The sequence below is a fragment of the Prosthecobacter gellanilyticus genome (genome assembly GCF_007992435.1).
Classification (GTDB): Bacteria; Verrucomicrobiota; Verrucomicrobiia; order Verrucomicrobiales; family Verrucomicrobiaceae; genus Prosthecobacter; species Prosthecobacter gellanilyticus.
This window is the reverse complement of record NZ_BKAG01000017.1, coordinates 54,596-73,535: the sequence shown is the minus strand read 5'-3', so window position 1 is coordinate 73,535 and position 18,940 is coordinate 54,596. Positions and strand designations below refer to the sequence as shown.

At 62.7% G+C, this 18,940-nt stretch carries 4 protein-coding genes; 3 read left to right on the top strand and 1 reads right to left on the bottom strand.

Annotation, left to right across the window (positions count from 1 at the left end; all coding sequences use genetic code 11):
- Positions 1 to 179 precede the first annotated feature (179 nt).
- A complete protein-coding gene (locus BGE01nite_RS13305; protein ID WP_146850964.1) occupies positions 180 to 1,517 on the top strand; it encodes a hypothetical protein in 1,338 nt (445 codons plus the stop codon).
- A gap of 383 nt (positions 1,518 to 1,900) precedes the next feature.
- On the top strand, positions 1,901 to 9,091 hold the full coding sequence (locus tag BGE01nite_RS13300; protein WP_146850963.1) for a S8 family serine peptidase: 7,191 nt from the start codon (positions 1,901 to 1,903) through the stop codon (positions 9,089 to 9,091).
- A gap of 18 nt (positions 9,092 to 9,109) precedes the next feature.
- Here the strand turns inward: BGE01nite_RS13300 and BGE01nite_RS13295 are convergent, their stop codons facing one another.
- The gene (locus BGE01nite_RS13295; protein ID WP_146850962.1) at positions 9,110 to 9,850 is read right to left on the bottom strand and encodes an RNA polymerase sigma factor; all 741 of its coding nucleotides are present in this window, start codon (positions 9,848 to 9,850) and stop codon (positions 9,110 to 9,112) included.
- Between the two features lie 113 nt (positions 9,851 to 9,963).
- Here BGE01nite_RS13295 and BGE01nite_RS13290 point away from each other — a divergent pair, with 113 nt between their 5' ends.
- The gene (locus BGE01nite_RS13290) at positions 9,964 to 18,900 is read left to right on the top strand and encodes a choice-of-anchor D domain-containing protein (protein WP_146850961.1); all 8,937 of its coding nucleotides are present in this window, start codon (positions 9,964 to 9,966) and stop codon (positions 18,898 to 18,900) included.
- The last annotated feature ends 40 nt before the right edge of the window (positions 18,901 to 18,940 follow it).

Here is an 18,940-nt window from a genome sequence, read left to right as displayed (position 1 = left end):
AGCCTGGGCGGCGTCTGGCTTTCATCAGACCATCCCCAGCGTTTGACGGTAACCTGCCGCTCCTGCGTCTTGTGCTGCAGACGTGCCTCGGCCCAGAAGTAAGGGATGGTCATGCGCGCCAGCGTGTCGCGTGCGCATGGTTTGTCAAAGTTCCTTCCACCAGCCTGCGTAGATAGGTGATGCGATGGTTCCTCCTTGTTTTCCTGGGCTTCATGAATGCGGCTTCTGCCGCCTGGCAGGCCGGTGTGGCGAAGGTGGACATCACGCCGAAAGAGCCGGTGCCTCTGGCTGGCTATGGCGGGAAGACCCGCCTGTCCCAGCGGGTGGAGCACCCCATCTGGTTGAAGGCGCTGGCCTTGCGCGATGACACAGGCGCCACCTCCGTGCTGGTCACGGCGGACCTGGTGGGCTTGAGCGCAAAGATGGTTAGCCGAATCGCGAGGCAGGCCTTGGAAAAACACAAGATCCCAAGAGAGAGGCTGATCCTGAACACCTCGCACAATCACTCCTGTCCCGTGACGGAAGACGTGCTGTGGCTCTACTATGAGTTCACGCCGGAGGAAGCGGCGATGAAAGATCGCTACACCGCGATGGTGTATGCGAAGTATGACGAGGTGATTGGCACGGCGATCGCAAATCTCGCACCCGCGGAGCTGGCCTTTGAGCAGGGGCTGGCCGGTGTGGCGGTGAACCGCAGGCGCTCAAGGGGTGCGGAGAGCCGCGCCATGGGCGGCCAGGTGGACCAGGACGTGCCGGTCATCACCGTGAGGAGCGGAAATGAGCTGCGTGGTCTTGTTTTTGGTTATTCCTGCCACACCACGGCGCTCGGCGGCTTGAGCATCAATGGCGACTACGCGGGCTTTGCGCAGCTTGAGCTGGAGAAGTCCTTCCCGGGGAGTGTGGCCATGTTTGTGCAGAACTGTGGTGGCGATGCGAACCCGCTGCCGCGCATTCGCGGCAAGGACATGGAGGCCACCCAGCTCGCGGGCATGTATGGGCACATCCTGGCGGAAGCCGTGAGACAGGTCGTGGCGGCGAAGATGATCCCGCTCACCGGTCCGCTGAAAGCCGCGATGGGCGAGACGAAACTGTCTCTGAAGGAGGGTCTGCCGCTTGAGGAGTTGAAGCAGCGCCTGCCAAACCTCACCGGCATGCCGAAACGCGAGTTCGAGCACTTCGTCCGCCAATATGAGACGCTGGGCTCATTGCCAGATCATGTGCCGTATCCGGTGCAGGTCTGGAACCTCGGGCCGGAGCTCACCTTCATCGCCCTCACCGGTGAGACCGTGGTGGATTACTCCCTGAAGTTTAAAGGCTCCCATGGCTGGAACAACACCTGGGTTTTTGGCTACAACAACGACCTGCTCAGCTATGTGCCTTCTCTCCGGGTGCTCAGGGAGGGTGGCTACGAGGGCATCACCGGCATGTACGAGTATGGGCACCGGGCATCCTACACGGAGACGGTGGAGGATCAGATCACCCGGCAGGTGGAGGAACTGCTGGGGAAGGTGCGATGAGGCGCTGGGCGCTACGTGGCCTGGAATGATGAAGCAAAGCCGGCACTTTCGGAGGATTGTGCCGCCATTGTTTCGCGTTCAGAGAGTTGATGTGGTAAATGGACCGGAATTCGCTGCCCCGATGGCGGATCTGGTCTGAGAATCGCCTGGAAATCTGTAACTTCGTCCGCCGTTTTCGGTAGACAGTCATTGCTTTGAATACCGTGATCCGCTGCTCCCGAAAATGGTTCCAATCTGTTGTGCTTTTGGCACTTGCGGGACTTTCGTGGTTTGCAGCCAGGGAGGAAAAAACGACCTCCACCCAGCCTTCTCAGGCAGTGAAACCGGCTTTGACAGTCGTAGCTCCTGCGCGGAGCTCTAGGGAGGCCACCCCACCGGTGACGATGCCCGTTTCCCAGGCCGCACCTTCCGGACTGGACGAAGTGCCGGGTTTTGGAGGGATTGCCCGTCATGGAAAATGGGTTGAAGCCCATGCATCGGGCTTTGAACAGCGCTCCTGGGAGCCGCACCTGGAAAAGGCGCTCAAGCTCCCCCGTGGCGTGACCCTGGTGCGGAGGTCGGAGACCTATCGCATCACCGATTTCCCGTTCGAGATGATCCGGCTGGACCGTGTTTATCGCAGTGACCAGTTGCCTGAGCCCGCCTCGGTGAACGGCCAGCCCGAACCTGGAAAGGCGGCCCCAGAGCCGGTGTGGGAGAATGCCATGGTGGCTGATCACCTGATGGTCAGGGTGCAGGAGGGGGTGACGGAGGCGGAACTGAAGGCGGCTCTGCCCAAAGACTATCGCATCCGGCAGGCGGTCGTGGCTTCGGAGGAACTTTACCTGGTGGAAGTGCCGGCGAAGGGGCGCGCTGCGCTGGAGAGTGCGGTCGCACGGCTGGAAGCGCTCAGTGACGTAGTCTTGCGTGCCGAGCCGGACTTCCTGACCACGACGACGGCCACGGAGCCGAATGATCCCTTCTACGCAGGCGGTGCCAACCCCATGTGGCATCTGCCCAAGGTGCAGGCCCCATCCACCTGGGATGTGATCAAGGAGCCGCGCAATGCCCAGGAAGCCGCGACGGTGGTGGTGGCCGTGCTGGACACAGGAGTGGACTACGACCATCCGGATCTGGCGGAGAACATTTGGAACAATCCCTTCGAGACTGGGAGCGGCAAGGAGACCAACAATGTGGACGATGACCTCAGCGGTTTCCGTGATGACTGGCGCGGCTGGGATTTCATCTCCGCTCCCAACGACAACAACCCCATGGACGATGTGGGTCATGGCACGCATGTGGCAGGCATCATCGGCGCCGTGGGTAACAACAATGTGGGAACCACGGGTGCCTGCTGGAAGGTCAAGATCCTGCCACTACGCATCATCCGCAAAAATGGCGCGGGCACCTACGGCACTTACAGCGCGGCCGTGGCGGCGATGAACTACATCAAGCGTCTGAACCGCAACACGCGCCAGGTGGCCGTGGCGAACCATTCCTGGGGTGGCGCAGGCTTCAGCAAGGAGATGCTGGACGCGATCAATAACGCCACCAAGACGACCGATCCCAAGCCCGTCGGCCTCATGGGCACAGCGGCGTTGAAGTCGAATGAAGTCGTGCTGACCCCGAAGGACAAGAACGTGATCTTCCTGACGGAACTGCTGAAGATCCGCTCGGGCATGGCCATCACGGGCGCCGGTATTCCGGCCAACACGCAGGTGACCATCGTGCGCGGCGATCGCATCTTTTTGAGCAACTTCCCCACCAAGGCGCTGAACAAGCTGGCGCTGACTTTTGACAATCCATCGAGGCCGAAACCCTATGGTGTGCTGCATGTGGCTGCGGCGGGGAACAGCAAAAAGAACAACGACCTGATCCCGGTCTATCCCGCCTGTATTCCCAGCGGCTTTGTGCTGAGCGTGGGGGCCAGTGACCTGAATGATGTGCCTTCCAGCTGGAGCACGACCGCAGGCACGAACTTCGGCCCGCAGACCGTGGACATCTTTGCCCCGGGCACGAACATCCTCAGCACCTACTGGATTCCACTGAACTCGGCGCCACCTCCAGGGTATGTTCCGGTCGCAGACGCCACCGGGCTGCAGGCCATCCTCGAGGAGCATTCGGAGGATTCAGACGGCACTCTGACCACGCTCGCCCTGCCCGGCGCGCCTAACCAAGGATACCTTTCGCGCAATGGTACCAGCATGGCGGCACCGCTCGCCTCCGGTGCCGCGGCACTGCTCACCATGTGGCAGCCGGATGTCAAAGATCCGCGGCAGGTGCGCCAGATCATCGTGGACCAGGCGCAGCCTTCACCCGCTCTTGCGGGCAAGTGCGCCAGCGGTGGACGTCTGGACATGGCGCGCATGGTGGACAAGCTTTACCAGCCTCTCCTGGTGGACTCCGGCGGCAGCACCGGTGGTGTGGGCACTGCGAGTGGTGCCTTGTCCATGGGCGTGAGTCTCTCCGGCCAGGTGGCGAAGGGGGACGCCTTCACACTGGCCATCAAAGAGGGCCAGGTGCTGGCCTGGGGCTGGGGTTACTACGGCCAGGTTCCCGGTGCCGAGACCGCCACTGCGCAGGGGTATGCCAGCGCCACGCCGGTAGTGGTGCCCGGATCCGAAGATGCCGTGATGGTGGCTGCCACGGGAAACACGGCCTTCATGCTGAAGAACGATGGCACGGTCTGGGCCTGGGGTGGGAATAGCGACGGCCTGCTGGCCAGCGGCGGCACGGATCTCCTGGCGCATCCGGTGCCGACGCAAATCATGGGCCTGTGGTCCACACCAACGCCGGAACCTCAGGCGGCGTGGATTTCCGCTGGTGGTCTGCCCGGCAGCTCGCATGTGACGGTGGTGAATGTGGACGGCACCGTGTGGACCTGGGGCCGCAATGAGCGCGGACAGCTCGGTGACGCCACGCAAACAGACCGCTTCACGCCGGTGCAGGTCACCGGTTTCACGGACGCGGTGATGAGTGCTTCCGGAAGCCGCTATTCCATCGCCATGAAGAGTGATGGCACGGTGTGGCAGTGGGGCCACCGCATCGGAGCTGCTGAGACCGCGCTGCCAAACCTGGCTCCCGTGCAGGTGCCCGGCCTAACCAATGGTAGCTACATCGCCGCCGGTTATCAAACCGCCTACGCTGTGCTGGAGAATGGCGAGATGTGGTGGTGGGGCGCCTTTGATGGCGATGAAACGCAGACGGGCTACCCGGCCACCTCCCAGCCGCCGGTTCTCTACAGTGAAGTCAGTGACATGGTGGCCGTTTCCGCAGGGAATGGATTTGCCATCGGAGTGGACGGCATCGGACGTCTGTTCAGCTGGGGCCGCAATGACATGGGCCAGCTCGGCACCGGTGTGCCTTACTCAAAGAGCCGCCCGCAGGAGGTTCCTGGCATGGGTGAGGATGGTATTGGCGCGATGGCCACCGGACGTGAGTCCAGCGTGGTGCTGCTGAGTTCTGGAGAACTGCTGACCTGGGGCCGGAACCAGCGCGGCGAGCTTGGCGGAGGTCGTCTCGATGAATCCCTTCTGCCGATCCAGGTGCCTGGCATCTCGGGCGTGGCTTTGGCGCGTGCGGGCCGCACTCCGGCAGCGGCGGTGAAACTGTTTAATGGCTCCTGGCTGGCCTGGGGTTTCGCAGGTGCCGGACCTCTCTCACAACTGCCTGCGGCTTTCACGGCAGCGAATGGTTTTGTGGATCTGCAGGGCTCGTGGAACCGGAATTTTGTGGTCGCCATGAAGTCTGGCGGCACGCTGGTTTCCTGGGGGCAGGACAATACCTGGGGTGAGTTTGGCAATGGCACGACCGGCCTTCCTACCGGTGGTGTGGCTCCCGGCCCGGCGAATCCAGTCACGGTTCAGAATGTCGCGGGCGCGACCTTTTTCTCGGTGAGTCCCGGTGCTCATGCGCCACCTCCTGGAAGTCCGGAATGGCCCTATGAGTTGTCCCAGCACTGCCTGGCTGTGAATGCAGACGGCACCGTGCGTGCCTGGGGCCGGAATCATCGCGGCCAGCTCGGGGATGGGACGGTTGTCACACGCACAAAACCAGTCGCCGTGCCAGGTCTCACGGGTGTGGTCATGGTGGCGGCAGGTGGCGCGCACAGCCTGGCTCTGCGCAATGATGGTTCCGTCTGGGCCTGGGGTGCCAACCACTATGCGCAGCTGGGTGACGGCACGCTGGCTTCACGCTCATCACCGGTGCGCGTGACTGGCCTAACAGAAGTTGTGCAAATTCGCTCCGGTGGCGAGGCCAATGCCGCGCTGCGGGCGAATGGTTCTGTCTGGGTTTGGGGCCTGGGCGGTGGCATCACCAGCCCGGTGGCGAATGGTCCGACGGTGATGGTTCCCACGCAGGTTCCGGGTTTGCCGCCACTGCGCCGCATCGAGGTGAATGGTGATGTGGTGATGGGCCTGGATGCGCAGGGCAATGTCTGGGGCTGGAGCCTGTATGCAGGCCTGCTCGGCCGTTTCAGCAACAGTGCCCTCAGCTCCAGCACGCCGGCGCGTGTGGAAGGCATCTCACAGATCACGGATCTCTCCGTCGGCGTGGGCGGTGTGCTGGCCGTGCGCGCAGACGGCACGCTCTGGGCCTGGGGCAATGGTGAAAACGGACTGCTGGGCGATGGCAGCGCATGGTCCATTTTGCCGCAATATGTGTTAGGCTTCGGCGCCACCACGGAGAAGATCCTTTCCACCCTCGGCTCCGCAGATGCGCAGAACTCGTGGTTGCTCAAATACTTCACCAACCCCGATGAACTGCGCGATCCGGCCTTCACCGATGACACGGCTGATCCGGACGAAGACCGTCTGGCAAACCTCGTGGAGTATGCGTTGAACCTCGACCCGACCCAGGTGTCCCTGGACAACATCCCAACCCCTTTCATTGAGAAAATCCAGGAGGAAGTCGGCGTGGATCCCGAGGGTGAATCCGGCACCTTTGAAGTGACCGCCAGCCTCCTGAAGGGGCGTGATTATCTGGGCCTGGAGGTGCCTCGCCAGGGCATCCGGCGTGACGTGCAATACTTCGTCGAGGTGTCCACGGACCTGGTGAACTGGACCAGCGGAGATCCGCACACGATCACCGTTTCCAACACCTCCGGCCTTTTGAAGGTCTTTTCCACCATTCCGCTCACGGATGATGTGGACGCTCCTCAAACCCTGCCCCGGGGTGTGCCGGTGCAGTTCATCCGTCTGCGCGTGCAGCGAACAGGACCGGGCGGAGTCTCCGTGACCGGCCCTGCCTTCGGTTCCGATCTGCAGGAGGTGAAGCAGGCCGCGTTCGCGCTCGGCTCTTCCATCGTCTCTGAAGGTGATGGCGCAGTGCAGGTGAAGGTGACGATCAAGCCGGTGCCTGACACAGACGTCGTCATTCCCGTCACGCTCAGTGGCTCGGCCATTCACGGCACTGGCAAGGACTACACGGCGAACCCCATGAGCGTGACCTTTGCGGCAGGGCAGGGGGAGACCTTTTTCACGCTGAACCTTCTTCAGGACATCGTGCCGGAACCGGTGAAAAACATCAGCATCACGCTTGGCAGATCCACCAGCACCTCGGTGGCCCTGGGCCTGCCTGGGAGCCATGTGATCACGCTTTTGGATGACGAGACCAAGCCACGCATCACCCTGCAGCCGGAGCCGCGTTTGATCGCCCGGGCATCGCCTCTCACCCTGACCTCAGGCTTCACCGGTTCGCCACCGCCTGCATTGCAATGGCTGCTCAATGGCAAGGCGGCAGGTGCCGCCAAGGCTGCCCAGCTCACCGTGGCGAAGTCGGATCTGGCGAACGCAGGCAGCTACAGCCTGCGCGCCTCGAACAGTCTCGGCACCGTGCATAGCGAGACAGTGCCGGTGGGCATTGTGGACACGACCGCGAAGGTGCTGGACTTCAAGCCTGCGGCCACCACGACGCTGACCGTGCCCACAGCGGGTCCGGGATTGCTGCATCGCTGGCACAAGGATGGGCAGCCGATCTCGGATGGTGGCATCTACACCGGCACAGGCACCGCCTCCTTGAAGCTCACCCGGATGAATGCGGGCGACTCCGGCTTGTATAAATGCGTGGTCACCATGGGCGAGCTCACGATGGACAGCGGCGTGCACACGGTGCGTGTCATGGATCTGGCACCGGAGATCATCGAACCCGTGGTGCTGGACCCAAACCGCGTGGTGATTGGCAGCAAGTATGGACCGGTGGCACTGCCGATGAACCCGGACCTCAATCGCGCGGGTAACTCCTTCACCGCGAAGAACCTGCCTCCTGGCCTAACCATCGATGCCAAGACGGGTGTCATCAGCGGACGTCCGACGAAAGCCCAGGGGGCGGCGTATGGCGTGCAGTTCACCGCCAGAAACCTGGTGAACTCTGACACCGCCACGGGCAGCATCACCGTGCTTCCATTGCCGTCGGGCCTGGACGGAGTGTATGAGGGCTATGTGGAGCGCCATCCTGGGACGAACCAAAACCTGGGAGGAAGGCTCAATCTTGTGGTGACCACGGGAGGCGTGTGCACGGGTAAATTTGTCCACGGCACCACGGCTCTCAGCTTCACGGTTCCCGTGGAGGTCGAGCCTGACAGCGCGCAAGGAACGGTCACCGTCAATCTGACGCCGAAAGGCCTGCCGGCGCTGACTCTGAACCTCGTCCTGGATTCATCCGTGCAGACATTGGTGGATTCCACTCTGGTGGTCGGTGCCGAGTCTGCTCCGGTGCATGGCTGGCGTCTGCGAGCAGCGGGACTGGCCTCTTACACGGGTTACTACACCCTGGCTTTGAACCAGCCTGGAACGATCAGCGGCCAGCCGCGCGGCGCGGGGTACGCGAGTTTCACGGTCGATGCGAAAGGCGCCTTGAAGATGACCGGCAAGCTGGCGGACAATGTGGGTCTGACGAGCGCAACCTCCGTGGGAGAGCATGGCGAGGTGCTGGTGCATCAGGCCGTGGCCGGTGGTGATGTGATCCTCGGCGGGCTGACGATCACGCCCGGCACCGCGGTGGACTTCAGTGATACCGCGATCGCGGGCGGCCTGACGTGGTCACGCGCTGTGCAAAAGGCGGCGGAGAGGATTTATCAGCCAGGGTTCGGTCCTCTGCAGGTCACGTGCTTCGGTGGCCGCTACCTCGAGCCGCTGCCGGTGGCCACGTCACGTGTCATGGGACTGGGAGCTGGAACGAACAATGCCAGCCTAACCTATGGTTATGCCGATTTTGGGACACCTGAGAAGAAGCCGGACAGCGCCGTGACCCTTCTGGTGAAGAGCGCGGTGCAGCTGCCGCCGGTGGCAGACCCGGCCCGCAAGTTCACGCTCGTCGTCACACCGAAGACAGGTTTCTTTAAAGGTGATCTCACGCTGGTGGATCCAAATGTCACGGCTGCCGGCAATGTCACGCGCAAGAGCACCTATGAAGGATTTATAGTTAGGCAACCGAACGGCCTGCTGCGCGGTCATGGCTTCTTCATCCTGGAGGACCTGCCGGTGATCGGACCGCCGAAGACCACGCCGACAACCTCACCGAAGAAATCCGGACGTGTGTGGTTCCGGCACACGACGGACACCGTGAACGCAGACGGTTTTATGGAAGCCCCCTGATCCTCTTTCCTTATGATCTCAAGCAAACAGCCCCATCAGGTAAGCCAGCTCGGCGCGCACGTCGCCGTCGCTGGAGACCGTGGCTGCCACCTGCTCGAGGAGGAGGTCACGGTAGCGCTTGCGCATCCGGTGCAGAGACACGCGCACGGTGCCCACATCGATTCCCAGGTTTGCCGCGGCCTGGGCATGCCCGGTCCAGCGCTCTCCCTCCGCCAGGGCAGGGGAGAGATGGTCAAAGAGCTCGACCTTTCCTGCCTCCAGGTAGCTCGCACGGAGCTTCTGGCGCGTGGTTTCGAGAAGGGTGAGAGCCCACTTGCGCTCATAAGCCTGCTCCGGCGTGGCATCTGTGGCCGGGGGATCGTTCAGGTACCGGCCTTCGGCATCTTTGAGATCCAGGGAGAGGGTGGAGGAGCCTCCGCCGCGTTTTTGCGCCTGCTTCCGCTGCTCCTGATGCTGCATGATGTTGCGCATCACCGTGAGCAGAAAGGTGCGCAGCCTGCCACGCAGCGGATCCGCGGACTTCAGGTGATCTCCCTCGATGAGATGGGCAAAGCAGTCCTGCACGACGTCACGCGCCTCGTCCTCATTCTTGCCAAAGCGGCGCGCGAAGACATACAGCGGATACCAGTAGGTGCCGCAGATCGTGGAGAGCGCCGCCTGATGCTGCGCCGTGGGCGCGCCGTCCTGCATCTGGCTGATCAGCGTCCACCGCGTGGACGGAAAGACGCTTTGGGAAGTGGGGGGCGCAGGCGCGGACATGCGTCTCCTTTTCCGCAAACCTGTGCCCCGAGTCAAGATTTGTGCCTGCTGCCGGTAACATCGCCCCCGGCTTCCGCTAGAACTTCCCGCACCCGCTTTTCGAATTTGAATTGATGTCCAGCCACTCTCCCAGCTCCTGCTCCTTGGTGTTCCATCGTCTGACCCGGTGGCTGGGGCTGCTCGCGCTCATGTGGAGCGCAGGCATGGCCACGGCGCAGAGCCTGCCCGGAGATGCGGACCTGGGGTTCAACCCTGATGTGAATGACGACATCTGGGCCATGGCCACGCAGGCGGATGGGAAGATCATCATCGGCGGTTATTTCACCAGTGTGGGCGGAGTGCCGCGCAATCATATCGCCCGTTTGCATGCCGACGGTACCCTGGACAGCAGCTTCAATCCCAATGTGAATGGCCTGGTGACCAGCATCGCCGTGCAGGCGGATGGGAAGATCATCATCGGTGGCGAGTTCGCCACGGTAGGCGGCACATCACGGCCGAACCTGGCGAGACTGCAGGCCAACGGCAGCCTGGAGACGGCCTTCAACCTGAATGTCGTGGGGGGGCACGTTCACAGCCTCGCGATTCAGAAGGACGGCAAGATCCTGGTGGGTGGTAATTTCACGTCCATGGACAGCCTGCCGCGCAACATGCTGGCGCGAGTGACCCCGGAAGGTGAGGTCGACATGACCTTCAGTCCGCAGATCGAGTGCAGCCTTCCGGAACCGACAATCCGCTCCATCATGATCCAGGCGGATGGCAAGATCCTGGTGGGAGGAAATTTTGATGAGGTGGGTGGTTTCGGCCAGGCCCACATCGCCCGGCTGGAGCAGACCTATGGCCAGATGGACTTCACTTTCCTGCCCACTGTCAATGGCGGCCTGACCTCCATGCTGCTGCAGGCGGATGGCATGGTGGTGATCGCGGGCGTGTTCACGGACATTGATGGCAATCCCTTCCAGGGACTGGCCCGGCTGGATTCGGACGGATTCAGTGATGGCACCTTCCTCGGCGAGGTGGATGGCGTGGTCTATGCCATGACCCAGCAGGTGGATGGCAAGCTCATCCTCGGAGGTAACTTCACGCATGCGACTGGAGGCACGAGCCGCAATGGCATTGCGCGTCTTCTGACCACCGGTGGTTTGGACAGCACCTTTGATCCGAACGCAGACGGAGATGTGTTTGCGCTGGCTCTTCAGGCGGACGGCAAACTGCTGGTCGGGGGTGATTTTGCCACGCTGGACGGCCAGACGCGAAACCGCATGGCGCGCGTGCACAATGACGCGGTGACCGGAGCTGTGGCCGCCACCAGCGCCAGCCGTGTCGAGTGGCAGCGCGGTGGCAGCGGGCCCGAGGTCAGCGAGGTCGTCTTTGAAGTGAGCAAGGATGGCGGCACCGTGTATCAGTCGCTTGGGCAAGCCGTGCGCATCGTCAACGGCTGGGAACTGACGGGGGCCAGCCTGCCCGCAAACGGATTCGTCCGCGCACGCGGCCGGACGATCGATGGTGGCAATGGCTCCACAGGCTTCGTGCAGGCCGTGGCAGGATTCCCCGTGCCGGGATCTCTGGACCTGGCCTTTGCTCCCGCCATCAACACCCAGGTGCTGGCGATGGCCGTGCAGGCGGATGGCAAGATTCTCGTGGGCGGCACCTTCACGCAGATCAATGGAACCACTCGAAGCTATCTGGCCCGTCTTTTGAAGGATGGAACGCTGGACGGCAGCTTCATGAACAACAGCACAGGGCCTGACAACGCGGTGGGCAGGCTGGCTGTGCAGCCTGATGGCAAGATTCTCATCACCGGCTCCTTCCAAAACTTCAACGGCCAGCCGTGCGCGCAGATCATCCGCTTGAATGCGGATGGTACGCCGGACTCCTCGTTCAATGTGGGAAGCGGCCCGGCAGGCTTTGGAGACATCACGGTCATCCTGCCGCTGCCGAACGGCAAGGTGATGCTCGGTGGTTATTTCGATGCCTTCAACGGCCAGCCTGACAGCGGCGCGGTGCGTCTGAATGCGAACGGCAGCGTGGACACAAGCTTCGTCGTCAACGTGGGTGGCGATGTGTATGCACTGGCCGTGCAGCCGGATGGCAAGGTCATCATCGGTGGAGATTTCAGCACGGTGAACAGCCAGAGCGCGAACGGCATCGCCCGCCTGGATGCCAGCGGCGCGCTGGACTCTGGTTTCAATGTTGGTTCAGGCGCCAACGGGCTGGTGTTCGCTGTGGCACTGCAGGCGGATGGCAAGGTGGTGATGACAGGCACCTTCAGCGCCGTGAACGGGCAGTCCCGTCCCAAGATCGCGCGCTTGAACGCCAGCGGCACCGTGGAAAGCCTCGCGACTTTTGACCCAGGCATCGGTCCGGCTGGCACCACGTATGGAGGAGCCATGGAGTGCCTCGCCCTGCAGACGGATGGCAAGATCCTGATCGCGGGTGACCTGACCTATGTCAACGGCGAGTCGCGCAATGGCATCGCGAGACTGAACAGCGACGGCTCCGTGGAAGACACGGATACTTTTGACACAGGCACCGGTGTCGCGGCCACTCTGGGAGTCGGCACGCTGACGCTGGATGCAGAGGGTGGCATCCTCATCAGCGGTGCGATCACGGGCGTGAATGATGTGGCCCGCAGCGGGATGGCCCGGCTGGTGAATCACACCGCCACCCAGACACTCAGCGCGCCCAGCGCCTCCACCGTGCGCTGGCTGCGCGGTGGCACCGCGCAGGAGACAGCAGGTGTGACCTTTGAGCTTTCCACCAATGCCGGCTCCTCATGGACGGCGCTCGGACAGGGCAGCCGCGCCGCGGGTGGCTGGGAGCTCACGGGTCTCTCACTGCCAGCCAACGGCGTTCTACGTGCACGCGCGATCTTGCAGAGCGGCATTCGTGGCGGCAGCGCGGGCATCGTGGAAACCTTCGCCACCTTTGGCGCGGTGCCGCTGCCAGGCATCGCTGTCTATGATGGCAACAGCACCAGCCCGGCGGCGCAGCGCGGGGATAATGCCAATCCGGTGAACGTGGCCGCCACCCTAGGATCGGCAGGAGCCACACGCACCTTCACCATCGCGAACACCGGTACCTCGCCGCTGTTGATTTCGAGCGTCAATTTTGAAGGCGTCAACACGACTGATTTCAGCGTGACGGTGCCACCTTCTTCAAGCGTGGCCGCAGGCAGCTCGACCGTCATGCAGATTCGTTTCGCGCCGACGTCCTCCGGCTTGAAGACAGCCACGGCACGCATTCAGAGCAATGTGATCGGCTCCGCCAATCCGTTTGAAATTCCGCTGCGCGGCACCGGCCTCGCCGGGTCTCTGGGAGACAGCTTTGCCAACCGGTTGAACCTCGGCAGCCTGTCCCCCGTCTCGATCAATGGCTCCAACAGCACGGCCACACTGGAGGACGGTGAGAAGACCTTTGGCGGTCTCATGGATGCCACGGTGTGGGCGGAATGGACGGCACCTGCCACAGGCTGGTACACGGTGCACACGGCGGGAAGCCGGCTGGACACGGTGATCGCCCTTTACTCTGGCGGACCTGCCCTGGGGAACCTGACGGTGATGGGATTCAATGACTACAGCCAGCGCTACCTCACGGACTACAATCAGTTCGGTCAGCAGTTTGGTGTGTCACGCCTGGTGTTTCGCGCGCAGTCCGGGGTGAGTTATAAAATCGCCGTGGGGGGCAGCCGCCACGGCTACGAGACCAATCGCGGCACCTTTGTCCTGAACATCGAGCCTGAGCCCGAGCCAGTGATCCGTGTGACCTCGGCGGACTTCCAGCAGCCTTCGGTGAATGTCAGCACTGCAGCGCAGACGGTGACCCTGGATGTGACGGTGGAGTCCAATGGGGATCTCTTCACCTCGGGTACCATGTCTGCCTATGTGGAGGATGGCATCCAAAGCAATACTGGGAGGCAGATGTTCCTGGCGTACACTCCGCTTGATCGCATCTCCGGCACGGCCACGAACGGAGTCTATCGCAAGAGCACCAGTCTTCCGCGCTACCTGCCTGCGGGCCCTTGGGTGGCCACGGTCACGACGTATGACATGGCCAATCTCCAGACATGGACTCCGCAGGGGGACGACCTGGTTCAGGACTACTTTCTGATTCCTCCGCCCTCGTCGGGGCGTGTGGACGTCACCAACCCTGGATCTGCAGACACGGAGGGTCCTCAGGTGCTCGGTGTCACTGGCTTCCCGCCTGTGGTGAATGTGACCAGTGGAGATGTGACCTTTGATGTGGACATCACCTTCACGGACAATCTTTCGGGCCTGGGCTCCCTCCGCATTGACGCGGCGCCCGCCATCACCTTCTACAGTGTCGGCCTGACCTCCGCAGGTCCGGGCAGCCTGATTTCAGGCAATGCGCTCAGCGGTGTCTGGCGGCAGCCAGTGCGGGTTTCCGAGGAGACCACCTCCGGCACTTATTATGTGGACATCAACCCCACGGACCTGGCGCTCAACCAGTCTCACTTCACGGACAAACCAGACTACTACACGGACGCGCAGCCCATCCCGCCAGAGCCTGCCGCGCTGACTTTCCAGGTCATCGGCAAGGTGCCGCAGATCACTGTGCAAGGTCCGAATGGCACGCCGCTGACCGATGGCGGTTCTGTGGTGACTCTGCCCGCCACCGCCCCAGCGCGGACCACCGCCAGCTATGATTTCTCCGGCACGCTGCTGGGTGACGAGTTTGATATGGTCTCCAATACCGGTGGCGGCACCCTGCGCCAGTCAGGCGGCGCCTTGGAGTTCTTCTCCGCGGCTCCTGGAGCCACGAAGGCGATCCTCAAGCACCGCACGTTCAAGCCGCGTTATGACCAGAGCTGGAGCATCGAGGCCAACGCCACCATTCCAGCCTCCCTGACAGTGCCCACCAGCGGCAGCCCCTACGTTGACAATGGAGTGCTGGTGACCTTCACCACGCCGGCCGGAGACACCTATCTCTTCGCCTCTGCGCTCAGCATGGAGCCAGGTCGCAACTACATCGCTCTCTATTCCGTGACAGACAGCGAGGGCAACGAGTATGAGATGTCCCAAGATGCGCAGATCAACACCACGGACGTGTCCGGAGTGGTGCGTGTGCGGTTTGATGCGACTACGAAGCATCTCACCGCGGAGTGCGGCACGAAAACTCTGCTGACTCTCGATCTTTCCACCGCCGGTTGGGGCATGACAGCGGCAGATACCTTCAATGTGGGTCTGGGCGTGGGCACGTTGGGTGTGGCCATCCCCTCTTCGAGTCCCGTGACGCTGGACGATTTCAAAGCGACTCTCATCAGTCCTGCCACTCCTACCTCCACCTTCACCATCTCCAATTTCAACGAGGCGGAGATCTACGGGCTGGAGGTCAGCAAAACCGGACCAAACGCGGCGGACTTCATCGTGGAGGATGTCAGCTCAAGCTTCATGATGACCGGGGGCTCGCTGCAAATGGGAGACTCCGTGACCTTTGCCGTGCGCGTGGCACCCGGGGCTGCAGGGACCCGTTCCGCCACGCTCCACATCGCCAGCAATGATCCGGACGAGAGTCCTTTTGACATCCCCATCACCAGCACCGGCACGGCGCAGTCTCCCACGGCGCTGACGCTGGATGCACGCTCAGTCACCCGCACCTCGGGCACGCTGCGCGGTCTGGCGAATCCGAACGGTGCCGCCACCACGGTGACCTTTGAATATGGAACAACTGTTGGTTATGGAACGACGGTCGCGGCCACACCCGGTTCCATCGCCAGCAACGGCAGTGACACGATTGTATCGGCCGCGCTCTCCAGCCTGGTGCCGGGAACCACCTACCACTACCGCGTGAAGGCGGTGAGCACACAGGGCACCACCCTGGGTGCTGACCGCACCTTCACCACACCGCTGAACGTGGCGGGCGAGGTGGACGGCAGTTTCGGCCCGATGGTGAATGGAGAGGTGATCGGCGCCGCCGTGCAGCCGGATGGCAAGGTGATCATCACGGGGGATTTCAGCCAGGTGAACAGCGTGGCGCGTCCTGGCATCGCGCGCTTGAATGCGAATGGCACGCTGGACAACGGATTCAATCCCATCGTGGACATCGGTATTGAAGTGGCGGTGATCCAGCCGGATGGTAAAATATTGTTAGGCGGCTTTTTCACCACGGTGAATGGACAGACGCGCAACCGCATCGCCCGGCTGAATGCCGACGGCACTCTTGACGCGGCCTTCAATTTCAATGTGAACGGCCCTGTGCTGGCCATCGTGCCAATGTTGGACGGCCGGATCTTCATCGGTGGATCTTTCACCCAGGTCAACGGGCAGGCGCGGCCGAACCTGGCCCGGCTTCATACGGACGGCACCGTCGGCAATTTTAACACCGCGACACATGGGCTGACCCTCGACAACGAGGTTCACGGCATCTCCCTGCAGCCGGATGGCAAAATCCTGGTGGCGGGTGGATTCACCAATGCTGGCACCAGCAAGCGCGTGGCGCGGTTCAATGACGACGCCTCTCTCGACACGAGCTTCGTGACGGATGTGGATGACAATGTGCGTGCGATGGTGCTGCAGCCGGACGGCAAGGTGCTCATCGGCGGTGACTTCACTTCCGTGAGCGGAAACAATCGAAACTACCTCGCAAGGTTGCTGACGACCGGCGCGCCTGACACCACCTTTGTTCCGCAGATCACTTCCAGCATCGACGGTTACGTGGAGGGCATTGCCCTCCAGGCAGATGGGAAGATGCTCGTTGCCGGGCCTTTCAGTGACATCGATGCCCAAGCCTGGGGGCATGTGGCTCGTCTGTTGGCAGATGGCCATCTGGACACGAGCTTCGGAAATCCGGGGGTCAGCCATCTTCCGACGGGTGTCACCCTCAGGCCAAATGGAGCCGTGCTTGTCGGCGGGAGCTTCGGCCTCTGGGGTGTCGGCCAGCTGAGCAATGATGCCGCTACCAGCGCGCTTTCCATCAGCAGTGCCAGCCGTGTCCAGTGGCTGCGCGGTGGTTCGGCACCGGAGGCTTCGACGGTCACTTTCGAAGTGTCCACAAACGGAGGCTCAAGCTGGGTGCCGCTGGGAAATGGCACACGTATCACCGGAGGCTGGGAGTGCACGGGACTAACGCTTCCGGGCAGCGGACGCCTGCGCGCACGTGCACGGACGCATGGAGCCTACCATTCGAACTCCTCCAGCCTGATCGAGTCTGCGCTCAACTTCAGCGGCCTGCCTGCTCCGGAGATCGCGGTCTATGACGGTGCTGTCACGCCTGCCAATGAACGTCAGGACAACGTGCTGCTGGACCTCGGGCCACAAATCGTGGGCGCCGGGCACACGCGCACCTTCACCATTCGCAATTCGGGATCAGACGTTCTCAGCGGCATTGGTGTGAGCCTAACAGGAAGTGGTGATTTCACCATCACCTCCCCAGGTGCCACGAGCCTCGCCGCCGGAGCCACCACAAGTTTCACGGTCACCTTCACGCCGGCCACGCCAGGCATGCAATCGCAGACAGCGATCATCACCAGCAATGACGTGGATGAAGCCTCCTTTGAGATTCCCCTCTCAGGTCATGGGCAGATCCCGCCCTCCATCACGCTGCATCCGGCCTCGGTCATGCGCGGGCTCGGCCTGCCATTTAGTCTCACGGGCGCGGCCACGGGGACGGCGGTGCAGCTTCAATGGCTGTGCAATGGCAGCCCGGTGGGTGGTGCCGCCGCAGGCACGCTTTCCATCGCGGCTGCGTCCATCGGTCACGCAGGCGAGTGGCAGCTGCGTGCCAGCAATGGTGTCGGCACAGCGGTGAGCCAGGTGGCCCACGTGGGCGTGGTGGATCTCTCCACCCGCACGCAGAGCATCGCTGCCGGTGGAACGCTGATCCTGCAGGTACCTGCCGCGGCACCGCATGCGACGTATCGTTGGTTACGCGGGGGTGTGGCCATCCCGCGCGGCATCAATCCTGAATCACAGCTCATTCTTCCCGGCATCGCCAGTGATCAGGCAGGCTTGTACAGCCTGCAGGTCACCATGCCGGATCCGCAAAACACCGCCACGCCGCTCGTGATGACCAGCGGTGCGGTCACGGTGCTGGTGACGGGCGGCGGCAGTGGTGGCGGAGCCGGACTTGGCGCCTTGAGCAAACCGGTCGTGGCCAGCTTCGATCCCGAACCCTGGATCTCCGGTGCCGAGGTGCGTTCGCGCGTCGCGGCTTCGAACTCACCCACTCGCTACTCCGTCAAGGGACTGCCACCCGGCGTGAGATGGGATGCGCGCACAGGTGTGATCTCCGGCCGGCCCACAGCCCTTCTTCAGGCGCCGAAAAGCTATGCCCTCACTATCACGGCCACCAATGCGGCAGGTACCTCCGCCCCCTTGGAGGCAAGCGTGATTGTCCAGCCCTTGCCAGGCTTCACCGCTGGGAGCTTCCATGGTCTGGTGAGCCGTCATGAGGCTGTGAATGCAGGTCACGGCGGACGCTTCCAGCTCATGGTTTCACCCTTGGGCGCGCTGACTGGCAGGCTCGCCCTGGGTGCGGCCACACACGCTTTTTCCGGCAAAATTGATTCGCCAGAGATCGGCAAGGATGCCACCGCCACGGTGGTGATTCCCCGGGCTCGTTCGCAAACCGCGCTGACACTCAAGTTCACGATCAGCCGACTCACCGGAGAGCTGACGGGCAGCATCGGTGGAAGCGCGGACGTGACCGCTGCAGTGCAGGCCTGGCATCAGAGCACGGACGCGGCTCCTCTGGCAGGCATTTATCCCCTTGTGCTGACACCTGCGGCGGAAGTGGCGGGGGATGCACGCTTCCCGCAGACCACGGGCAGCCTTCGTCTCACCGTCAGCCGCGCCGGCACTGCCTCCTGGGCTGGACGTCTGGCAGACGGCAGCGGCTCAGTGGGCAGCAGCGGGCTGACAGTCCGCGGCAGTGTGCCAGTCTCGACCTTTAACATGGTGTATCGGAACAGCCTGCAGGGCTGGCTTCAGCTGGAAGCAGAGCCGCGCAGCTGCTCGGGCGCTCTGGACTGGCTGCGCCTTTCGGCCAAGCGCAGCTTCCCCCTCCACACGCTGGAGGCCACGATCCGCGACTGATCTTGTGCGCCGCCTGCGAGCAGGCTGGAAAAAAGTTCCG

Coding starts and splice junctions, on each gene's coding strand:
- BGE01nite_RS13300 (WP_146850963.1), top strand. CDS start 1,901: ATGCCCGTTTCCCAGGCCGCACCTTCCGGACTGGACGAAGTGCCGGGT.
- BGE01nite_RS13305 (WP_146850964.1), top strand. CDS start 180: ATGCGATGGTTCCTCCTTGTTTTCCTGGGCTTCATGAATGCGGCTTCT.
- BGE01nite_RS13290 (WP_146850961.1), top strand. CDS start 9,964: ATGTCCAGCCACTCTCCCAGCTCCTGCTCCTTGGTGTTCCATCGTCTG.
- BGE01nite_RS13295 (WP_146850962.1), bottom strand. CDS start 9,850: ATGTCCGCGCCTGCGCCCCCCACTTCCCAAAGCGTCTTTCCGTCCACG.